The sequence below is a fragment of the Pseudarthrobacter sp. NKDBFgelt genome (assembly GCF_046097905.1).
GTDB classification, from domain to species: Bacteria; Actinomycetota; Actinomycetes; order Actinomycetales; family Micrococcaceae; genus Arthrobacter; species Arthrobacter polychromogenes.
Map to the genome: position 1 here is coordinate 1 of NZ_JBJURL010000039.1, position 18,781 is coordinate 18,781.

The window sequence follows — 18,781 nt, forward strand, 5'->3', positions numbered from 1 at the left end:
CCGGGCCGCCCGTCGGCCGGCCAGGGAGGCTGCAGGAGGGCTTCGGCGCCGTCCGCGGCCAAAAGGCGGAGGCCGTCGTCGTCATCGCTGAGTTGGTATCCGCCGTGCGCCGCGCCAAACCTTTCCACCCATCCGGCCAGCCGGCTGCCGGGAATGAATGCCGTGCGCACGGAGGCCGGCCGGGCTCCGCCGGTGGTGCGTGCGGACATGGGACGTTCCTTTACTGGCTTGCCGGACTCCCGGGAAAATCCGGAAGTGAACTGGAAGTAGCCTATCTATGTGGAAGATCTCTTCGGGCACGGCCGCGGCAATGATGATGACGACGACGCCTCCGTTGCCCCCGGCCGGACTGCAGGGCCAGGGGCGAAAGCTTCCCCAAGGGGCCCGCTCGCCGTCCGGATGCGTCCCCGCACCCTTGACGAGGTAGTAGGCCAGCAGCACCTCCTGGGACAGGGGTCGCCCCTGCGCCAGTTGGCCGCCGGAGCCGGTGCTGACACAACAGGCCCTGCGGGACCTACCTCGCTCATCCTCTGGGGGCCCCCGGGAACCGGTAAAACGACCCTCGCCCACGTGATTGCCCGCGGACGGGGCAGGAAGTTCGTGGAGCTCTCCGCCATTACTGCCGGCGTCAAGGACGTGCGGCGCGTCATGGACGAGGCCCTGACGGCCCGCGACCTCTACAAGACCACCACAGTCCTGTTCCTGGACGAGATCCACCGCTTCAACAAGGCCCAGCAGGACGCCCTGCTGCCTGGAGTCGAAAACCGCTGGGTGGTACTGGTTGCCGCCACCACCGAGAACCCGTCGTTCTCCGTCGTGTCACCGCTGCTCTCCCGCTCGCTGCTGCTGACGCTCCGTCCGCTCACCGACGCTGACATTGAAGGACTGATCCAGCGCGCCGTCGCCGATCCCCGCGGGCTGAACGGGAAAGTGGGCCTCAGCGAGGAAGCACTCGACCACCTCGTACGCCTTTCCGGAGGCGACGCACGCCGTGCCCTGACGGCATTGGAGGCCGCCGCCGGTGTTGCGTTCGGGGATGCGGACGACGCAGGGGACGGGCCCGTCGCCGTCGAACTTAAACACACCGAGCGTGCCCTGGACGTTGCCGCCGTCCGGTACGACCGAGCCGGTGACCAGCACTACGACGTCATCAGCGCCTTCATCAAGTCCATCCGCGGCTCCGACGTCGACGCCGCCCTGCACTACCTGGCCCGCATGCTGGAGGCGGGAGAGGACCCGCGCTTCCTCGCCCGGCGGATCGTAATCTCAGCAGCCGAAGACGTGGGAATGGCGGATCCCACGGCCCTGCAGACGGCCGTGGCCGCGGCGCAGGCGGTGCAGCTGATCGGAATGCCTGAGGGGCGGATCATCCTGGCCGAAGCCGTGGTGCACCTGGCCACCGCCCCCAAGTCCAACGCCGCCTACATGGGAATCAACAAGGCCATCGCCGATGTCCGGGCAGGGTTGGGGAACGGCATCCCGGCGCACCTGAGGGACGCCCACTACCCCGGATCCAAGCAGCTGGGGCACGGCCTTGGCTACAAATACGCCCACGACGCCCCGCACGGCGTGGCAGCCCAGCAATACCCGCCGGATGACCTGGTGGGAAAGGACTACTACCAGCCCACGGCCAACGGCGCAGAGCGGGACATTGCCACGCGGCTGGAGCGGCTGCGCAGGATTGTCCGGGGCAAGTGACCGCCGTGCTAAGGTAGATGTTTGTCTGGCAAGGCACAGACGCACAATCTCCCCAATTTCATGTTGAGAAGGTTATGCCCTGTGCCCAGTAGCAAAAGGCAGCGGTTGGCCGATGCTCTCCATCGTGGAGGCCAGTAACACTGACACACCGCAGATATTGGAAGGACACAAGTGGCTAACAACACTCGTGCTCGCCGTCAGGCCCGCCTCTCGCGGTCCCTCGGCATCGCTCTGACCCCCAAGGCCGCCAAGTACATGGAGCGCCGCCCGTACGGCCCCGGTGAGCATGGCCGTGCCCGCAAGAAGCAGGACTCCGACTACGCCGTACGCCTGCGCGAAAAGCAGCGCCTGCGCGCCCAGTACGGCATCCGCGAAGCACAGATGACCCGCGCCTTCGAAGAAGCCCGCCGCACCAAGGGCCTGACCGGTGAAAACCTCATCGAGCTGCTCGAGATGCGCCTTGACGCCCTGGTCCTGCGTGCCGGCTTCGCCCGCACCATCGCCCAGGCCCGCCAGCTGGTTGTGCACCGCCACATCATGGTTGACGGCGTCCGCGTTGACCGCCCGTCGTTCCGCGTCGGTGAGGGCCAGCTGGTCCACGTCCACACCCGCAGCGAAACCATGGTTCCGCTCCAGGTTGCAGCTGCCGGCGCCCACCGCGACGTCCTGCCTGCCGTCCCGGCCTACCTGGACGTCAAGCTGGAAGCCCTCCAGGCCCGCCTGGTCCGTCGCCCCAAGCGCTCCGAGGTCCCCGTGACCTGCGAAGAGCAGCTGGTCGTCGAATTCTACGCACGCTAAATTCCAGCAGCGTATCCAAAGAAGCCCGTGGCAAGCGCCGCGGGCTTCTTTGTATGTAAGGTACTTGGGGGACATCTGCGGAATGCGTTTCACGCGCACTCGCCGTGATGCAACCGAACCACAGAATTTCGAGGAGATGAACGTCTATGTCTGGTGGCGATATTGCCGGCCTGATCGCTGCCGGGGTGTTTGCAGTCCTGGTACTGCTGCTCGCCGTGCCCATCCTTAAGCTGGGCCGCGTCCTGGACGAGGTCCGGACCTCCATACGGTCCCTGAGCGACGGCGCCACGCCGCTTATGGACGAGGTCACCGCCACCGTCTCCACCACCAACCAGCAGTTGAGGAAAGTGGACGGCATCTCGTCCAACGTTTCGGACGCGTCCGCAAACCTTTCCGCCCTGTCCTCCCTTGTGGCCGCCACCGTGGGGTCGCCGCTGATCAAGGTGGCAGCCTTCAGCTACGGTGTCCGTTCCGCGCTGGCCGGGCGCAAGAAGCCCGCCGCCGGCCGCCGCAGCCGCTAGATTCCGGGAGAAGAGAATGAAACGATTTATCTGGATGGGAATCGGCGTGGCGATCGGAGTGATCGCTTTCCGCAAGGTGACCGAAGTGCAGGCCAGCATGCAGTCAACGCTGGGGCCGGAGGGCCTCAACCGTTCCGTGAACCGCCTTGCCGACGGTGTCTACGACTTTGCCGACGCCGTCCGCGCCGGAATGCGCGAGCGGGAAACCGACCTGCGCTCCGCCCTCGGCGTCGAATCGGCAGACCTGGTCCGCCGCTGACCACCCTGCTGACCGGCACCGCACGTCGGAACCAGGCAGGCACCACACGTTAGAACCACACCGGCGGGCACCGTACACAACGGAACCGCTAAGCGAAAGAACCTCCGCGACGCACAGTGCGCGGAGCAAGAAGGGTACGTACACAGCTCATGAAGTCGCAGGAGATCACAAAGCGCTGGGTGGACTTTTTTGTCAGCAAGGGCCACACCGCGGTTCCCTCCGCATCGCTGGTCTCCAGCGACCCCTCGCTGCTGTTCACGGTTGCCGGCATGGTGCCGTTCATTCCCTACCTGACCGCCCGGGAGGAAGCACCCTACTCGCGCGCCGTCAGCGTGCAGAAGTGCATCCGCACCGGCGACATCGAGGAAGTGGGCAAGACCGCCCGCCACGGAACCTTTTTCCAGATGTGCGGCAACTTCTCCTTCGGCGACTACTTCAAGGAAGACGCCATCAAGTTCGCCTGGGAGCTGCTTACCAAAGGCGTTGACGACGGCGGCTACGGCCTGGCGCCCGAGCGGCTCTGGGTGACGGTCTACGAAGAGGACGACGAAGCCAAGGACCTGTGGCTCAAGAACACCGGTGTACCTGCCGAGCGCATCCAGAAGATGGGCAAGTCGGACAACTACTGGCATACCGGCCAGCCCGGCCCGGCAGGTCCCTGCTCCGAGATCTACTACGACCGCGGGCCCCAGTACGGTGTTGAGGGCGGCCCGCTGGCTGACGAGACCCGCTACATCGAAATCTGGAACCTTGTGTTCATGCAGTACCAGATCGAGAACGTCCGCTCGAAGGAAGACTTCGACGTCGTCGGCGAACTGCCCAAGCGCAACATCGACACCGGCCTGGGCATGGAACGCCTGGCCATGATCCTGCAGGGTGTCGAGAACATGTACGAGACGGACCAGGTCCGCCCCGTCATCGACAAGGCTGCCGAGCTCTCCGGCAAGGAATACACATCCGCCGAGACCGACGAAGACCCCCACCACACGGACGACGTCCGCATGCGTGTGGTCGCCGACCACATCCGGTCCGCCCTGATGCTGATCTCCGACGGCGTGACCCCCTCCAACGAGGGTCGCGGCTATGTACTGCGCCGGCTCATCCGCCGTGCCGTCCGTTCCATGCGCCTCCTCGGTGTTGAACAGGCCTGCCTGCCCGAACTCCTTCCCGCCTCACGCGATGCCATGAAGGGCGTCTACCCCGTAGTGGACACGGACTTCGCCCGGATCAGCCGCATCGCGTACGCCGAAGAGAAGGCCTTCCTGCGGACCATCGCCTCCGGAACCGCACGCCTCGAGGACGCCGTCAAGGAATCCAAGGCCGCCAACAAGCCGCTGTCCGGGGCCGACGCCTTCGCACTGCACGACACCTATGGTTTCCCCATCGACCTGACCCTGGAAATGGCCGAGGAGGCAGGGCTCAACGTGGATGAGGCCGCCTTCCGCAGCCTCATGCAGGAACAGCGCCAGCGCGCCCAGGCCGATGCCAAGGGCAAGAAGGGCGGCCACGCCGACCTCAGCGCCTTCCAGGACATCCTGGCCCAGGGTGAGACGGTCTTCACCGGCTACACCGAGCTCGACGGCGAGTCCCGCGTCCGCGGCATCCTCACCGGCGGCCGTGCGGTCCATCAGGCTTCCACCGGCGATGAAATCGAGCTGGTACTCTCCGAAACGCCCTTCTACGCCGAAGCAGGCGGCCAGGCCGCCGATACTGGCCTGATCACCGGTGACGGGTTTGTTGTTGAGGTGCTCGACGTCCAGCGCCCCCTCAAGGGCCTGAGCGTCCACAAGGCGATCGTCCGCGAAGGCGAAATCGGGGCCGACTCGCTGGTCCGTGCCGCCGTCGACCGTGAACGCCGGCACGCCGCCGAACAAGCCCACACCGGCACGCACATTGTGCACGCCGCGCTCCACCAGATCCTTGGCCCGGAAGCCACCCAGCGCGGCTCCTACAACAAGGCCGGTTACCTGCGCTTCGACTTCGCCTGGGGTGAGGGGCTGAGCACGGCCACGCGGTCCGAGATCGAGGAAGTCTCCAACCTGGCCATCCGGAACAACTTCCGGGTGGAAACCAAGGTCATGGGCCTGGCCGAGGCCAAGGCACTGGGCGCCATGGCACTCTTTGGCGAGAACTACGGCAGCGAAGTCCGGGTTGTCGAGATCGACGGCGCCTGGTCGCGCGAGCTTTGCGGCGGCACCCATGTTTCCAACACGTCCCTGATCGGCAGCCTTTCCCTGCTGGGCGAGCAGTCCGTCGGGTCGGGAAACCGCCGTGTGGAGGCCTTCGTGGGCATGGATGCTTTCCGCCACCTGGCGGCCGAGCGCGCCCTGGTCACCGAGCTCACCGACATGCTGAAGGTTCCCTCCGGCCAACTTGCAGACCGGATCGCCGCCACGCTGGCAAAGCTCAAGGCGACAGAAAAGGAACTGGACCGTCTCCGCAAGGAGCAGCTGGCTGGCGCTGCCGCCCAGCTGGTCAGCAGTGCCAAGGATGCCTCCGGTGTCAGTGTCATCGCCCACGACGCAGGACAGGTCAGCGGCGCTGACGACCTGCGCGGCCTGGCCCTGGACCTGCGGAACCGCCTCGGCTCCGCACCCGCGGCGGTGGCAGTAGCCGGCGTCGCCAACGACCGCCCCGTCATCCTGGTGGCCACCAACGAAGGTGCACGGGAGGCGGGGGTCAAGGCAGGAGCCCTGGTGCGCCTCGCCGCAGGGATCCTTGGCGGCGGCGGCGGCGGAAAGGACGACGTCGCACAGGGCGGCGGAACCGACGCCGGCCAGGTGGGCCAGGCCCTCTCCGCCGTCGTCGACGCCATTTCGCGGCGCTAATCCTCCGATGACCGATCCTGCTGCTGCCGGCGACTACCCCCACGGCATCAAACTGGGGGTGGACGTCGGCACCGTCCGGGTGGGGGTTGCCATCTGCGACCGGGAATCCATCCTGGCCACCCCGTACAAGACGCTGGACCGCAACGCGAAAAAGAACTCAGACGTCCGGGTCATTGCCAAACTGGTCCAGGAACTCGGTGCCGTCCAGGTTTTTGTGGGCCTGCCACGAACCATGAAGGGTGAGGAACGGGCCTCTGCCATGATGGCCACGGACTACGCCCACCTGCTGGTTGGCGAGCTCGCAGCCCGGGACCTGGCGGTGCCGGTGAACCTCGTGGATGAACGGCTAAGCAGTGTCAGCGCCCACCGGAGCCTGCACGAAGCTGGCATGAGCAGCAGGAACCACCGTAAAGTAGTTGATCAGGTCGCGGCGGCAGGTATCCTTCAGCACGCCATCGACATGCAGAAAGCCAGGGGAGCGGACGTCGGCTCACGCGTGACGGCGCCACCCCCTTCCGTGGACATGGGAGGCAGCGCGCCGGAAACGATGCCCGCCACACCCGGCGATACGGACCGATCTTCAGATAATGGAAGGCACCAGTGAGCCCTGCCAACATTGACGACTCTTCCAGCCCTCTGGACGCGGGGGCAGGAAGGCCGCTGACCCGCAAGGAACTCCGCGAACGGGAAAAGACCCTCAACTCCGGAGGCCACGATGCCGTTCCGGAGCAGGCATACGAGACCGGCCACGATATTCCACCGCTGCCCGCGGAACCCCCCGCGGCCGCAGAAGCAGACCCCCGGCGTCAGGATGAACCATTGCGTGAAGAACCGGCACCGCAGGACCGGGTGGAAGATCCCGTGATTCCGGCTGCTCCCGCCACCCCGCCGTCCATCCAGGACGATCACCACGAGCCGGCCCTTGCAGGGCACCACCACGCGGCGGGCGTGCATTACAGCGACGAACCCCACTACGAGGAACCCGGCTACGCAGACGGGAACGGCTACGCGGCCGGCGTGCACCAGCATGATGGGCACTATGACGGAACGCACTATGGGGACGGGCACGACGACGGAAGCCACTACGAAGAGGGGCACGACGACGGTGCGCACCACCATGAACTCCTTCCGGCCTCGGCCGCAGCAACCGTAGTGGCCAAGCCGTCGAAGAAGGTGCGCCGGCGCCGGCGTCTCCTGGCGCTGTTCCTGACCCTTGCCGTCTTCGTCACGGCTGTCGCCGTCGGAGCGCAGTTCCTCAAGCCGTTGCTTGGCAGCGACAAGCCCAGCGATTTCCCCGGCCCTGGTTCCGGAGAAGTGATGGTTACCGTCGAAAACGGTGAGGGCACCCGGTCTGTCGCCTCGAAGCTGGAAAACGAAGGGGTGGTGGCCAATGCCGATACATTCCTGCAGAGCTTCAACGCATCCGGCGGAATACTCGCGCCGGGTGACTTCACGTTCAAGTCGGAAATGAAGAACTCGGACGCCGTGAACGTCCTCCTTGGCAAGGACCAGGAAAAAGTCATCTACTTCGCGCTCAGCGCCGGTCTGCGCATTGGCGAGTCCCTCCAGGCGATCTCGCAGGGGTCCGGGATTTCCTTCCAGGACCTGCAGGCCCTCAGCAACGAGCCGGCCCAGTTCGGTCTTCCGGCCAACGCCAAGAACCTCGAGGGATACCTGGCGCCGGGGGAGCACCGCTTCCCCCTTGGCACTCCGGCAAAGGACATCCTCCAGTCCCTGGTTAAGATCACAACGGACGAACTTGTGTCGCAGGGCATCACGGACCCAGCCAAGCAGTACGAGGCCGTGATTGTCGCCAGCATCGTCCAGGCCGAGGGCGGCCAGGCGGAGTACGGGGACGTGGCCGGTGCCATCTACAACCGGCTCAAGCCCAATGACCAGACCGGGGGCTTCCTGCAGGTGGACTCCGCCGTGACCTATGGCCTGGGGACCAAGAGCTACAACTTCACTGATGAACAGCGCCAGGACAAGTCCAACCCGTACAACACCTATGCGAATCCCGGCCTGCCGCCAGGACCCATCGGCTCCCCGGGAAAGACTGCGATCGACGCTGCCGCCAGGCCCAAGACCAACGACTACCTCTACTGGGTGACCATCAACCTGGACACCAAGGAGACCAAGTTCTCCAAGACACTTGATGAGCACAACCGCTACGTGGAGCAGTACAATGCCTGGTGCACGGCCAACGTGGGACGTTGCACGTGAGCCTTCGGGCTGCCGTCCTGGGCCATCCGATAAGCCACTCAAAGTCCCCGGCACTGCATCTGGCTGCCTACGGCCAGCTTGGGATCGGGATCAGCTACACGGCAATCGACGTCACGGAGCAACTGCTGCCATCCCTGATGGGGCAGATCCGCGACCAGCCGGGCTGGCGCGGCCTCTCGGTCACAATGCCCTTGAAGACGGCCATGCTCGGGCAGGTGGATGAAGTCCGCGGGGTGGCCAGGACCCTGGGCGTGGTCAACACCGTCACGTTTGAGGAGGACGGCGGCACGCGGCGCGTCGTTGGCTCCAACACCGATGTGGCCGGCATCGTCAATGCACTGCAGCACGCGGGTGCCGGCGCGGCCCCGGCCGCTGTGATCCTTGGGGGAGGGGGAACTGCAGCCTCGGCCGTCGCGGCGCTCAAGGAACTCGGGGCCAGCCAGGCCAAGGTCTTTGTCCGGGATACGTCCCGGACCGCCGATGTCCTCGCCGCTGCGGACAGCCTGGACGTTTCCTTGGAGATCCGCACCCTGGCGGAGGCGGCCCGTCCCACGGCAGCGGCCGACGTCGTCATTTCCACCCTCCCGCCGCGTGCGGCGGACGGACTGGCCGCTGAACTGGCTTCCCTGAAGACCAGCCTGCCCGGAGTCCTGCTGGACGTTGCCTACGATCCGTGGCCCAGTTTGCTGGCCTCGGTATGGCAGGCCGGAGGCGGAACCGTAGTGCCCGGCCTGGAGATGCTGCTGTACCAGGCAGTGGAACAGGTACGCCTTTTTACCCGCCGCGACGATGACGTCAATGCGGCCGTCATAGATGTGATGTGCGCCTCAGTCGGCCTTCCCCGACGGGCTTTGTAACCGCCCCCCGTGGCAGGATGGAAAATATGTTGCGTTGGTTGACTGCCGGTGAATCCCATGGTCCGGCTCTGATGGGAATTATTGAAGGCGTCCCCGCCGGTGTGGAAATCACCAGCGGGCACATCGCAGACTCCTTGGCGCGCCGCCGGTTGGGCTACGGCCGCGGAGCACGCATGAAGTTCGAGCAGGACGCTGTGACCATCCTCGGTGGCGTCCGCCACGGCCTGACGCAGGGCGGGCCCGTGGCCATCCAGGTGGGAAACACCGAATGGCCCAAGTGGGAACAGATCATGTCTGCCGACCCCGTGGATCCGGAACTTCTTGCTGACCAGGCACGGAACGCGCCGCTGACCCGCCCCCGTCCCGGCCACGCGGACTTCACGGGTATGCAGAAGTACGGCTTTGACGAGGCCCGGCCCGTCCTGGAGCGTGCCAGCGCACGCGAAACAGCAACACGGGTGGCCATGGGCACCGTGGCTGCGCAATTCCTCAAGCACCTCGGCATCGAGTTGGTCAGCCACACTGTCAGCATCGCCAGCGTCACGGTTCCCGAAGGGCGTCCGCTGCCCGTGCCGTCCGACGTCCTTGCGCTCGATGCCGACCCCCTGCGCTGCTTCGACCGGGAAACCTCGGACGCCATGGTGGCGGAGGTTGATGCGGCACACAAGGAAGGCGAAACCCTGGGCGGCGTGGTGGAGGTCCTTGCCTACGGGCTGCCGCCGGGACTGGGCAGCTACGTTCACTGGGACCGGCGGCTCGATTCCCGCCTTGCCGCGGCCCTGATGGGGATCCAGGCCATCAAGGGCGTGGAAGTCGGCGACGGCTTCCTGACCGCGTCGCGCCGCGGCTCCGCCGCCCACGACGAAATCGTCAGGGACGCCGACGGCCGGATCGTCCGGACCAGCAACCGTGCCGGCGGCATCGAAGGCGGCATGAGCATCGGCGACGTCCTGCGTGTCCGCGCCGCCATGAAGCCCATCGCCACCGTCCCGCGCGCCTTGAAGACCATCGACGTCAGCACCGGTGAGCCCGCCAAGGCGCACCACCAGCGTTCGGACGTGTGTGCTGTTCCCGCTGCCGGCGTAGTGGCCGAAGCCATGGTGGCCCTGGTGCTGGCCGAGGCCGTCACCGAGAAGTTCGGCGGTGACTCGGTGGCCGAAACCGCACGCAACATCAAGGGTTACCTGGACAACATTCCGGCGTCCCTGGACTCGATCGGCCAGTAAGTGCCCCATCGCAGCAAAACCGGACCCGCAGGGCGTCCCATCGTCCTGATAGGGCCGATGGCGGTCGGAAAATCGGCCATAGGACAGCAGTTGGCGCTCCAGCTCGGAGTTCCCTTCGTGGACACGGACGCTGTTATCGTTGCAGGGCACGGTTCGATTGCGGACATCTTTGCCGGCCGCGGCGAGAACGCGTTCCGTGAGATCGAAGCACGGACCGTGGCCGCCGTCGTCGAAGCGGCCGACGGTACGGTCACCGTCATCTCCCTGGGCGGCGGTGCGGTGCTGGACTCCGGAACGCAGCAGCTCATCAGCCGCTGCACCGTTGTATACCTCGAATGCGACGCTCAAACGGTCGCGGGCCGCATCGCGCGCAACTCCGGGCGCCCGCTGCTGGCCGGGGACGCAATGGGCCGCTGGACGGCCATGTTCGCCACCCGCAAGCCGGTCTATGAGCGGCTTGCAGACATCACCCTGGACGTGCGCCACGGCTCGGTTTCCGAGCTGGGCGGCCGGCTCGAAGCAGCACTGCGCGATTACGCAGCTGCCAAACAGGAAGTTGAAAAGTGAGCACCGAATCAACAGTCATCAGTGTCACCGGCGGTTCCGCCGCTGAGAACTACGACGTCGTCGTCGGCCGGGGGCTGCTCGGTGACCTCCCCGGATTGCTGGGGGAACGCGTCCGCCGCGTGCTCGTCATCCACCCGCGTGCGCTGCGGCTGACCGGTGACACCGTCCGGGACGAACTCGCAGCAGCCGGATTCACCTCCCTGACCGCGGAAATTCCGGACGCTGAAGAGGGCAAGCACATCCAGGTGGCCGCCTTCTGCTGGCAGGTCCTTGGGCAGAACGACTTCACCCGCTCCGACGCCATTGTGGCCGTCGGGGGAGGCGCGGTAACAGACCTCGCCGGCTTCGTCGCCGCCACCTGGCTGCGGGGCGTTAAGGTCATCCACATGCCCACCAGCCTGCTCGGCATGGTGGACGCGTCCGTGGGCGGGAAGACCGGAATCAACACCGCCGAGGGTAAGAACCTCGTGGGCGCCTTCCACCCTCCGGCCGCGGTACTGGCCGATTTGGACACCCTGGAGACGCTGCCGCGGAACGAGATGATTTCCGGCATGGCGGAAGTCATCAAGTGCGGCTTCATCGCTGATCCCGCCATCCTTGACCTCGTGGAAAAGGACCCTGCGGCAGTGGCGGATCCCCAGTCCGACGTCCTCCGGGAACTGATTGAACGTGCCATCGCCGTCAAGGCCAAGGTGGTTTCGGAGGACCTGAAGGAATCCGGGCTGCGGGAAATACTGAACTACGGGCACACCCTGGGCCACGCCATCGAACTGGTTGAGCGGTACTCCTGGCGGCACGGTGCGGCCGTTTCGGTGGGCATGATGTTCGCCGCCGAACTTGCCCGCAGCGTGGGGCGCCTCAGCGATGCCGACGCCGACCGGCACCGGAGCATCCTTGAGAGCCTGGGGCTGCCGGTCACGTACCGGCGTGACCGCTGGCAGGGGCTGCTGGACGGGATGCGCCGGGACAAGAAGTCCCGCGGGGACCTGCTGCGGTTCGTCGTCCTGGACGGCGTGGCCAAACCCGGGATCCTCGATGTCCCGGACACCTCGCTGCTGTTTGCGGCCTACCAGGAAATTGCATCCTGATGCAGGGCGACATGGGAGGAACAGCTGACTGGCCGGATGCGGGTTTCCCGGGGATCCGGATCAACCCCGAATCGCTGCTGCCGGAAATCGTGAACCAGGACTCCTGCCGCGAGGCGCTGGCAGTGTCCACGGATCCCGCTGACCACATCTTCGTGCTCCTGGTGGAAGGACACGCGTCCGAGGCCGCCGAACTGCTCGCAGAAGCCCGTTTCAAGGATCCGGAATCCTTCCGCCTGCGTGCCTTCGAGGCTGAAGTCCTCCGTGTCTCCAACCGGCTGGACCGGGCCGTCGAGCTGTTCCGCCAGCTCCTTGCAGAGGTGCAGGGAACGCCGCGGGAGGCCCTTGTGTGGCAGTTCCTGGGCAAGACCCAGTACAGCGCCGGGCAGACGTCCGCGGCCGTTGAATCCTTTGCGCGGGCCCTGGACCTTCGGGTAGCACAGTCCGCCGATGCGGCGCAGATCTACTCATCCACAGTGGCGCTGCAGCGTGCGCGGGACGTGCTGGAGCTCGCCTGCTGACGCTGCCTGCAGCCCGGTTGGAGGGCGGCTTGGGGGCTGGGCCGAAAGGTGCCCGGAATTTACCGGTAGAATGGTTCTTGAATTTTTAACTCCCCGATTTTTGACAAACACGCGCTGGCAGTCCGTTTGGCCTGTCTGCCCGGCATACAACGTCTGACAACGCGACCAGACAGAGAAACCAGAGGAAACAGTGGCAACCACTAACGACATCAAGAACGGAACGGTCCTGAAGCTTGAGGGCCAGCTCTGGAACATCATCGAATTCCAGCACGTCAAGCCTGGCAAGGGCGGTGCTTTCGTCCGCACCAAGATGCGCAACGTGATGTCCGGAAAGGTCGTGGACAAGACGTTCAACGCCGGGCTCAAGATCGAGACCGCCACCGTGGACCGCCGCGACTACCAGTACCTGTACCAGGACGGTGCGGACTTCGTGTTCATGGACACCTCCGACTACGACCAGATCACGGTCTCCGGCGCCACCGTGGGCGACGCCACCAACTTCATGCTGGAAAACCAGATGGTCAACATCGCCATCCACGAGGGCAATCCGCTCTACATCGAACTGCCCCCGAGCGTTGTCCTGGAAATCACCTACACCGAGCCGGGCCTGCAGGGCGACCGCTCCTCCGCCGGCACCAAGCCCGCAACCCTGGAAACGGGCTACGAGATCCAGGTCCCGCTGTTCATCGAGAACAACACCAAGGTCAAGGTGGACACCCGCGATGGCAGCTACCTGGGCCGGGTTACCGAGTAGTGAGCGCCCGCGGTAAAGCCCGTAACAGGGCACTGGATGTTCTTTTCGAAGCCGAGCAGCGCTCGGTTTCGGCTTTTGACGTGATCCGTTCGCGGCGCGAAAAGGCTGACCAGGTGGTAAACCCGTACACCATCGAAATCGTTGAGGGCGTTGTTTCCCACCAGGCGGCGATCGACGAGTTCCTGGAAACGTACTCCCAGGGCTGGAGCCTGGAGCGGATGCCTTCCGTGGACCGCATTATCCTGCGCATCGGCACGTGGGAGCTCCTGTACAACGACGACGTCCCGGACGGCGTCGCGGTCAGCGAAGCTGTGGCGCTGGCGAAGACCCTGTCCACTGACGAATCGCCGCAGTTCATCAACGGGCTGTTGGGCCGCCTGCAGCAGCTGAAGCCGTCGCTGCTCGCCTGAGCATCACCAACACACGGCAACACCAGGAGGACCGGCCGCCACGGATGTGGAGGCCGGTCCTTCCCCCGTTAAGGCCCGCATGGCGGGACCTTCGGCCTGTTCAGTGTGCGACGGCGGCCCGCAGGGCCAGGATGCGCTGCAGCTGCTGCCGCTCCTCAGCCTGTTGCAGCTGCACGTCGCGGCCGCTCAGTATGCGCTGGCGAGTGTTGGCCAGCCGGGTGGCGGCTTTCAGGAATTCCCTCATCTGCCGTTTCCTGCCATAGCTCCCAGCCCAGTTCAGGGCAGTGCGCCGGCCGCCCAGGGTGGCCATCAGCTCCACCTCGGCCGGCGTGAACCAGCCGGCGGCTGAGTACTCCAGCAGGCGCTGCCGGGTCAGGCGTTTCTCCGCCACCCGCAACAGGATGATGCCGCCAATGGCGAGGAAAAAGATGGGCACCTGGACCATGAGGTATTCCGCCAGGAAGCCCTGCCCCATGCTGTTCCAGCGATTGTGCAGGAACATGGCCGGCAGCAGCCCCACGAAGAAGGCTGCCACCGAGGCACCCGCATGCCAGCGCCGGGCCGCGAACCCCATCACCAGGCCCGTGGTGCCTGTGAAGATGGCGTGCGCAAAAGGCGACATGACGCCGCGGAGGAAGAAGACCTGGGCAAAGTCGCCGGCAGGATCCGCGGACTCCGCAACGGCCCGGCCGAAGTACAGGATGTTCTCCGTGAAAGCGAAACCCCCTGCGATGGTGAACGCAAACACCACGCCATCCACCGGTCCGTCAAAGTGCTTCCTCGCCATCAGGAGGAGTATCAGCAGCCCCAGGGATTTTGCGAACTCCTCCACGATGGGCGCCTGCACCGTGGCCATGTAGGCCTGGAGGTCGGCTCCGTCGGAAAACTGGAACGCCAGGACAAAGAACGGCTGGATCAGCAGGGTTACTGCAATGGATACCGCAGCGCCCCAGGTAAACGCGAAAAAGAGGAGCCGCTTCGGTTCAGGTTCCCACTTGTCAATGATGTGCACGGCCAGGAGAACCACCGAGAGCGGAACCAGGGACGCGAGGAATCCCACCAGGAACCCGGCCGGCCCGGTGTTGGACAGCAGGAACGGGACCACCAGGAACAAGCTGAGGAAGGCAAGGGTGCTCCCGCCGACCGTCAACCCCACCAGGCCGCTGCGGGACCGGCCGGCCTTCATCACGGCTCCCTGGACCTGCGGCGGCACTAGCGTGTCCACGGGCCTGCCCACGTGTCCCGGCGCGGGGCGGTAGTTCCCCGGCTCCACATGCCCCATCCAGCTGGGGTTCGCTTCGCCCGGAAGCGGCGCAGTTCCCCGCAGCCTGGGATCGTCGGGCGGCCCGGAGGAAGGGTGTGGCGGATTCATCGGCATAACGACAGCCTAGGTGCGGGCCGCTGCGCCTCCAAGGACAGCGGCGCCGGGCCGCTGCAGTGTGATCAGTACCGCGCCCTCCCGGCACAGGCTGCGGGAAACCCGTGTGGTAATTTTGAGACGCACATAATCCTTTTTTAATTCCGTCCTGTGAGGCGGGGAAAGGGGAGACGAGCGTTGACTTCTGTCACCAGCGCACCGGTTCCAGCCAGGGTTGTCCTCAGCCAGGCGGACATTGACCGGGCCCTCACTCGTATCGCCCATGAGATCCTTGAAGCCAATAAGGGTTCGCAGGACCTCGTCCTGCTGGGCATCCCGCGCCGCGGTTACCCGCTTGCATTGCGCCTCGCCGAAAAAATCGCCGCCGCTGACAGCAACGTTGACGCTGCCGCCATCGTTGGCCAGCTGGATGTCACGATGTTCCGCGATGACCTCTCCCACCAGGGGACAAGGCCGCCGTACCCCACCAAACTGCCCCGGACGGGCATCGACAACAAGGTGGTTGTCCTCATTGACGACGTCCTGTACTCCGGCCGCACCATCCGCGCCGCCCTTGACGCGCTCGTCGACCTCGGCCGTCCGCGCATCGTCCGGCTCGCTGTGCTGATCGACCGCGGCCACCGCGAACTCCCCATCCGGGCCGACCACGTGGGCAAGAACCTGCCAACATCATCGGCGGAAAAGGTCCGGGTCCGGCTGGCTGAGACCGACACAGCCCCTGGCGGCACGCCGGTCAACGAGGTAGTTATCGAGGGCCGTTCATGAAGCACCTGCTCTCCACCGAGAACCTCAGCCTCGCCAATGCCATCCGTATCCTGGACACCGCCGAGGAGATGGCAGCGGTAGGCGACCGCGAGGTCAAGAAGCTCCCGGCGCTCCGCGGCCGCACCGTGGTGAACCTCTTCTTCGAGGACTCCACCCGCACCCGGATCTCCTTCGAAGCCGCCGCCAAGCGGCTCAGTGCGGATGTCATCAACTTCGCGGCCAAAGGCTCCTCGGTGTCCAAGGGTGAGTCCCTGAAGGACACCGCCCAGACGCTGTCCGCCATGGGAGCGGACGCCGTCGTCATCCGTCACTGGGCCTCCGGCGCACCGCACCGCCTCGCAGCCACGGACTGGATTGACGCTGCCGTGATCAACGCCGGCGACGGCACGCACGAACATCCCACCCAGGCCCTGCTGGATGCGTTCACCATGCGCAGGCACTGGGCGCGCCTGGCCGGCACCGGTTCCGAAGGCGCGGACCTCAAGGGCATGCGGGTTGCCATCGCCGGGGACGTCCTGCACTCCAGGGTTGCCCGTTCCAACGTCTGGCTGCTCCGTACGCTCGGGGCGGAAGTGACCCTGGTGGCCCCGCCCACTTTGCTGCCCATCGGCGTCGAAAAGTGGCCCTGCAAGGTCAGCTACAACATGGACGACACCCTTGAGCAGGGCGTCGACGCCGTGATGATGCTGCGGGTCCAGGGCGAACGCATGAACGCATCCTTCTTCCCCAGCACCCGTGAGTACTCCCGGCGGTGGGGATTCGATGACAACCGCCTGAAAGCCCTGGACACCCTGGGCATGAAAAACACCATCATCATGCACCCGGGCCCCATGAACCGGGGCCTGGAAATTTCCGCGGCTGCCGCCGATTCACCCCGTTCCACCGTGCTGGCCCAGGTCCGCAACGGCGTCTCTGTGCGGATGGCCGCCCTCTACCTGCTGCTTTCGGGAGACACCCGGGAACCAGCCGCCACCCCAGCCCTGGCGTACGCCGGCACCCATTCCACCAAGGAGATCAACTGATGGCAGCCAACACCGGAACCTACCTGATCCGCGGCGCCTCAATCCTGGGCGGCGAACCGGCAGACCTGCTGATCCGCGACGGCGTCATCGCCGAAACCGGAACCGGCCTCAGTACGGAAGGCAGGGCCAACGACGTCACCGTCATCGACGCCACCGGCCTGGTGGCCCTGCCCGGCATGGTGGACGTGCACACGCACCTCCGCGAGCCCGGCCGCGAGGACGCCGAAACCGTGGAGACGGGTACCCGCGCAGCGGCCCTGGGCGGCTACACCGCCGTGCATGCCATGGCCAACAGCACGCCCGTGGCAGACACCGCGGGCGTTGTGGAGCAGGTCTACACCCTTGGCCGGGCAGCCGGCTGGGTGGACGTGCGGCCGGTCGGTGCGGTCACCGTGGGCCTGGCAGGCGAGCAGCTGGCCGAGCTGGGGGCCATGGCCGATTCCCGCGCACGCGTCCGGATGTTCTCCGACGACGGCATCTGCGTCCACGATCCCGTGCTGATGCGCCGTGCGCTGGAATACGTCAAGGCGTTCGACGGCGTGGTGGCCCAGCACGCGCAGGAGCCGCGCCTTACCGCCGGCGCCCAGATGAACGAGGGCGAGGTGTCCGCTGTACTCGGCCTCGCAGGCTGGCCTGCCGTCGCCGAGGAAAGCATCATTGCCCGTGACGTCCTGCTGGCGCAGCACGTCGGTTCCCGGCTGCACGTCTGCCACGTCTCCACCGCCGGCTCCGTGGAAATCATCCGCTGGGCCAAGGAGCGGGGGATCAACGTCACGGCTGAGGTGACGCCGCACCACCTGCTGCTGACCGATGACCTGGTCCGCAGCTACGACCCCGTCTTCAAGGTCAACCCGCCGCTGCGCACCGATGCGGACGTCCAGGCGCTGCGTGCAGGCCTGGCGGACGGCACCATCGACGTCGTGGGTACGGACCACGCCCCGCACCCCAGCGAGCACAAGGAGTGCGAGTGGGCGCAGGCGGCCATGGGCATGACGGGGCTGGAAACCGCCCTCTCCGTGGTCCAGCACACCATGATCGAAACCGGCCTCATGACGTGGGCGGACTTCGCCCGCGTCACCTCCACCGCTGCGGCGCAGATCGGCCGGCTGGCTGACCAGGGCCGTCCGCTGGAGGCGGGGGAGCCCGCGAACGTCATCCTGGTGGATCCGGCTGCCCGCTGGACGGTTGATCCGTTCAGCATGGCAACCATGGGCCGGAATTCGCCGTTCAAGGGAAGGGAACTGCCCGGCAGGGTGGTGGCCACCTTCTTCAAGGGGCACCCCACTGTCCTCGACGGTGAACTCAACACGCCGTACCCCTACGCCGACGCAGCCGCAGGCGTCGCCTGATGGAAAAAATCCTTCCGGGACTGGCGATGCTGGCGATCATCGCCGTCGTGTTTGTCCTCCTCGCCATCGGCTGGCGCAGCAGGCTCCGCCGCCAGTCCGACGTCGGCCAGCTGCCTCCCGTGCCCGCCGAACCTGGCGAGCCGATCGCCGGCGCGGAAGGGCAGTACGTGGCCACCACCACCGCTGGCGACTGGCTGGACCGGATCGCCGTGCACGGCCTGGGGATCAGGACCACCTCAACACTCGAGGTGTATCCGCACGGCGTCCTTTTTGACCGGTCGGGCGCTCCCGCCATCTACATCCCTGCCGCATCACTCACCGGCGTCCGGCAGGACAGCGGCATGGCAGGTAAGTTCGTGGAAAAGGACGGACTCCTGGTCCTGTCCTGGGTACACGGCAGCCACGAACTGGACTCCGGCTTCCGCACCCGCCGTGCGGCGGACAAAGACCGGCTCTTCGAAGCACTTCAGGAATTGATTTCTTCAGCCCCGGCGGCTGACGCCAACAGTGGAAAGTAAGA

Annotated in this window: 19 protein-coding genes and 1 pseudogene; 18 read left to right on the forward strand and 2 right to left on the reverse strand. The window is 65.9% G+C overall.

Annotated elements, in window-relative coordinates:
* Positions 1 to 209, reverse strand: a pseudogene (locus tag ACKAE7_RS11850) (hypothetical protein); the annotation flags it as partial.
* 70 nt (positions 210 to 279) lie between these two features.
* On the opposite strand from ACKAE7_RS11850, the gene ACKAE7_RS11855 reads away from it, so the two are divergent.
* The 14 genes from ACKAE7_RS11855 to nusB all read left to right on the forward strand — a co-directional run bounded on the left by ACKAE7_RS11855 (position 280) and on the right by nusB (position 13,747).
* A complete protein-coding gene (locus tag ACKAE7_RS11855) occupies positions 280 to 1,698 on the forward strand; it encodes an AAA family ATPase (protein WP_191034443.1) in 1,419 nt (472 codons plus the stop codon).
* Positions 1,699 to 1,869: 171 nt separating this feature from the next.
* A complete protein-coding gene (gene rpsD, locus ACKAE7_RS11860) occupies positions 1,870 to 2,496 on the forward strand; it encodes a 30S ribosomal protein S4 (RefSeq protein WP_104185938.1) in 627 nt (208 codons plus the stop codon).
* Between the two features lie 146 nt (positions 2,497 to 2,642).
* Entirely contained in the window at positions 2,643 to 3,017 is a 375-nt protein-coding gene (locus ACKAE7_RS11865; RefSeq protein WP_191034444.1) for a DUF948 domain-containing protein, read from the forward strand.
* Positions 3,018 to 3,033: 16 nt separating this feature from the next.
* A complete protein-coding gene (locus tag ACKAE7_RS11870; protein ID WP_229666262.1) occupies positions 3,034 to 3,276 on the forward strand; it encodes a hypothetical protein in 243 nt (80 codons plus the stop codon).
* A 149-nt stretch (positions 3,277 to 3,425) separates the two neighbouring features.
* Entirely contained in the window at positions 3,426 to 6,104 is a 2,679-nt protein-coding gene (gene alaS, locus ACKAE7_RS11875; protein WP_190612460.1) for an alanine--tRNA ligase, read from the forward strand.
* 7 nt (positions 6,105 to 6,111) lie between these two features.
* Entirely contained in the window at positions 6,112 to 6,708 is a 597-nt protein-coding gene (ruvX, locus tag ACKAE7_RS11880) for a Holliday junction resolvase RuvX (protein WP_188808835.1), read from the forward strand.
* Positions 6,705 to 8,327: an endolytic transglycosylase MltG gene (gene mltG / locus ACKAE7_RS11885; RefSeq protein WP_188808836.1), complete on the forward strand. Its 1,623-nt coding sequence runs from the start codon at positions 6,705 to 6,707 to the stop codon at positions 8,325 to 8,327. The genes ruvX and mltG overlap by 4 nt, the downstream gene beginning before the upstream one ends.
* Complete coding sequence (locus ACKAE7_RS11890; RefSeq protein ID WP_188808837.1) at positions 8,324 to 9,184, forward strand: shikimate dehydrogenase; 861 nt, start codon at positions 8,324 to 8,326, stop codon at positions 9,182 to 9,184. The genes mltG and ACKAE7_RS11890 overlap by 4 nt, the downstream gene beginning before the upstream one ends.
* A gap of 26 nt (positions 9,185 to 9,210) precedes the next feature.
* On the forward strand, positions 9,211 to 10,410 hold the full coding sequence (gene aroC / locus ACKAE7_RS11895) for a chorismate synthase (protein ID WP_191034446.1): 1,200 nt from the start codon (positions 9,211 to 9,213) through the stop codon (positions 10,408 to 10,410).
* Positions 10,411 to 10,977 carry a shikimate kinase gene (locus tag ACKAE7_RS11900; protein WP_408979277.1) on the forward strand — a complete coding sequence of 189 codons (567 nt, stop codon included), beginning with the start codon at positions 10,411 to 10,413 and terminating at the stop codon, positions 10,975 to 10,977.
* Entirely contained in the window at positions 10,974 to 12,065 is a 1,092-nt protein-coding gene (aroB, locus tag ACKAE7_RS11905) for a 3-dehydroquinate synthase (RefSeq protein WP_104185929.1), read from the forward strand. Before ACKAE7_RS11900 ends, aroB begins: the two co-directional genes overlap by 4 nt.
* Complete coding sequence (locus ACKAE7_RS11910) at positions 12,065 to 12,583, forward strand: tetratricopeptide repeat protein (protein ID WP_188808840.1); 519 nt, start codon at positions 12,065 to 12,067, stop codon at positions 12,581 to 12,583. Before aroB ends, ACKAE7_RS11910 begins: the two co-directional genes overlap by 1 nt.
* A gap of 190 nt (positions 12,584 to 12,773) precedes the next feature.
* Positions 12,774 to 13,337, forward strand: a complete 564-nt coding sequence (gene efp / locus ACKAE7_RS11915) for an elongation factor P (protein ID WP_066276200.1) — start codon at positions 12,774 to 12,776, stop codon at positions 13,335 to 13,337.
* A complete protein-coding gene (gene nusB / locus ACKAE7_RS11920) occupies positions 13,337 to 13,747 on the forward strand; it encodes a transcription antitermination factor NusB (RefSeq protein WP_408979278.1) in 411 nt (136 codons plus the stop codon). Before efp ends, nusB begins: the two co-directional genes overlap by 1 nt.
* Positions 13,748 to 13,847: 100 nt before the next feature.
* Here nusB and ACKAE7_RS11925 read toward each other — a convergent pair whose 3' ends face one another.
* Positions 13,848 to 15,119, reverse strand: coding sequence for a PrsW family intramembrane metalloprotease (locus tag ACKAE7_RS11925; protein ID WP_408979290.1), 1,272 nt, complete (start codon positions 15,117 to 15,119; stop codon positions 13,848 to 13,850).
* A 183-nt stretch (positions 15,120 to 15,302) separates the two neighbouring features.
* Between ACKAE7_RS11925 and pyrR the strand changes: the two genes are divergently transcribed.
* From pyrR to ACKAE7_RS11945, 4 genes are read left to right on the forward strand one after another with little or no spacing between them, the layout of a single operon-like run.
* Positions 15,303 to 15,890, forward strand: a complete 588-nt coding sequence (pyrR, locus tag ACKAE7_RS11930; RefSeq protein ID WP_408979279.1) for a bifunctional pyr operon transcriptional regulator/uracil phosphoribosyltransferase PyrR — start codon at positions 15,303 to 15,305, stop codon at positions 15,888 to 15,890.
* Positions 15,887 to 16,912: an aspartate carbamoyltransferase catalytic subunit gene (locus ACKAE7_RS11935; protein ID WP_408979280.1), complete on the forward strand. Its 1,026-nt coding sequence runs from the start codon at positions 15,887 to 15,889 to the stop codon at positions 16,910 to 16,912. Before pyrR ends, ACKAE7_RS11935 begins: the two co-directional genes overlap by 4 nt.
* Positions 16,912 to 18,261, forward strand: a complete 1,350-nt coding sequence (locus tag ACKAE7_RS11940) for a dihydroorotase (protein ID WP_408979281.1) — start codon at positions 16,912 to 16,914, stop codon at positions 18,259 to 18,261. The genes ACKAE7_RS11935 and ACKAE7_RS11940 overlap by 1 nt, the downstream gene beginning before the upstream one ends.
* Positions 18,261 to 18,779, forward strand: a complete 519-nt coding sequence (locus tag ACKAE7_RS11945) for a hypothetical protein (protein WP_188808844.1) — start codon at positions 18,261 to 18,263, stop codon at positions 18,777 to 18,779. Before ACKAE7_RS11940 ends, ACKAE7_RS11945 begins: the two co-directional genes overlap by 1 nt.
* Positions 18,780 to 18,781 lie beyond the last annotated feature (2 nt).

What these genes read in the sequence shown, in the direction of transcription:
- ACKAE7_RS11870 (WP_229666262.1), top strand. Translation starts at nt 3,034, where the DNA reads ATGAAACGATTTATCTGGATGGGAATCGGCGTGGCGATCGGAGTGATC.
- ACKAE7_RS11935 (WP_408979280.1), top strand. Translation starts at nt 15,887, where the DNA reads ATGAAGCACCTGCTCTCCACCGAGAACCTCAGCCTCGCCAATGCCATC.
- aroC (WP_191034446.1), top strand. Translation starts at nt 9,211, where the DNA reads ATGTTGCGTTGGTTGACTGCCGGTGAATCCCATGGTCCGGCTCTGATG.
- ACKAE7_RS11945 (WP_188808844.1), top strand. Translation starts at nt 18,261, where the DNA reads ATGGAAAAAATCCTTCCGGGACTGGCGATGCTGGCGATCATCGCCGTC.
- ACKAE7_RS11925 (WP_408979290.1), bottom strand. Translation starts at nt 15,119, where the DNA reads ATGAATCCGCCACACCCTTCCTCCGGGCCGCCCGACGATCCCAGGCTG.
- ruvX (WP_188808835.1), top strand. Translation starts at nt 6,112, where the DNA reads ATGACCGATCCTGCTGCTGCCGGCGACTACCCCCACGGCATCAAACTG.
- ACKAE7_RS11940 (WP_408979281.1), top strand. Translation starts at nt 16,912, where the DNA reads ATGGCAGCCAACACCGGAACCTACCTGATCCGCGGCGCCTCAATCCTG.
- ACKAE7_RS11910 (WP_188808840.1), top strand. Translation starts at nt 12,065, where the DNA reads ATGCAGGGCGACATGGGAGGAACAGCTGACTGGCCGGATGCGGGTTTC.
- alaS (WP_190612460.1), top strand. Translation starts at nt 3,426, where the DNA reads ATGAAGTCGCAGGAGATCACAAAGCGCTGGGTGGACTTTTTTGTCAGC.
- ACKAE7_RS11865 (WP_191034444.1), top strand. Translation starts at nt 2,643, where the DNA reads ATGTCTGGTGGCGATATTGCCGGCCTGATCGCTGCCGGGGTGTTTGCA.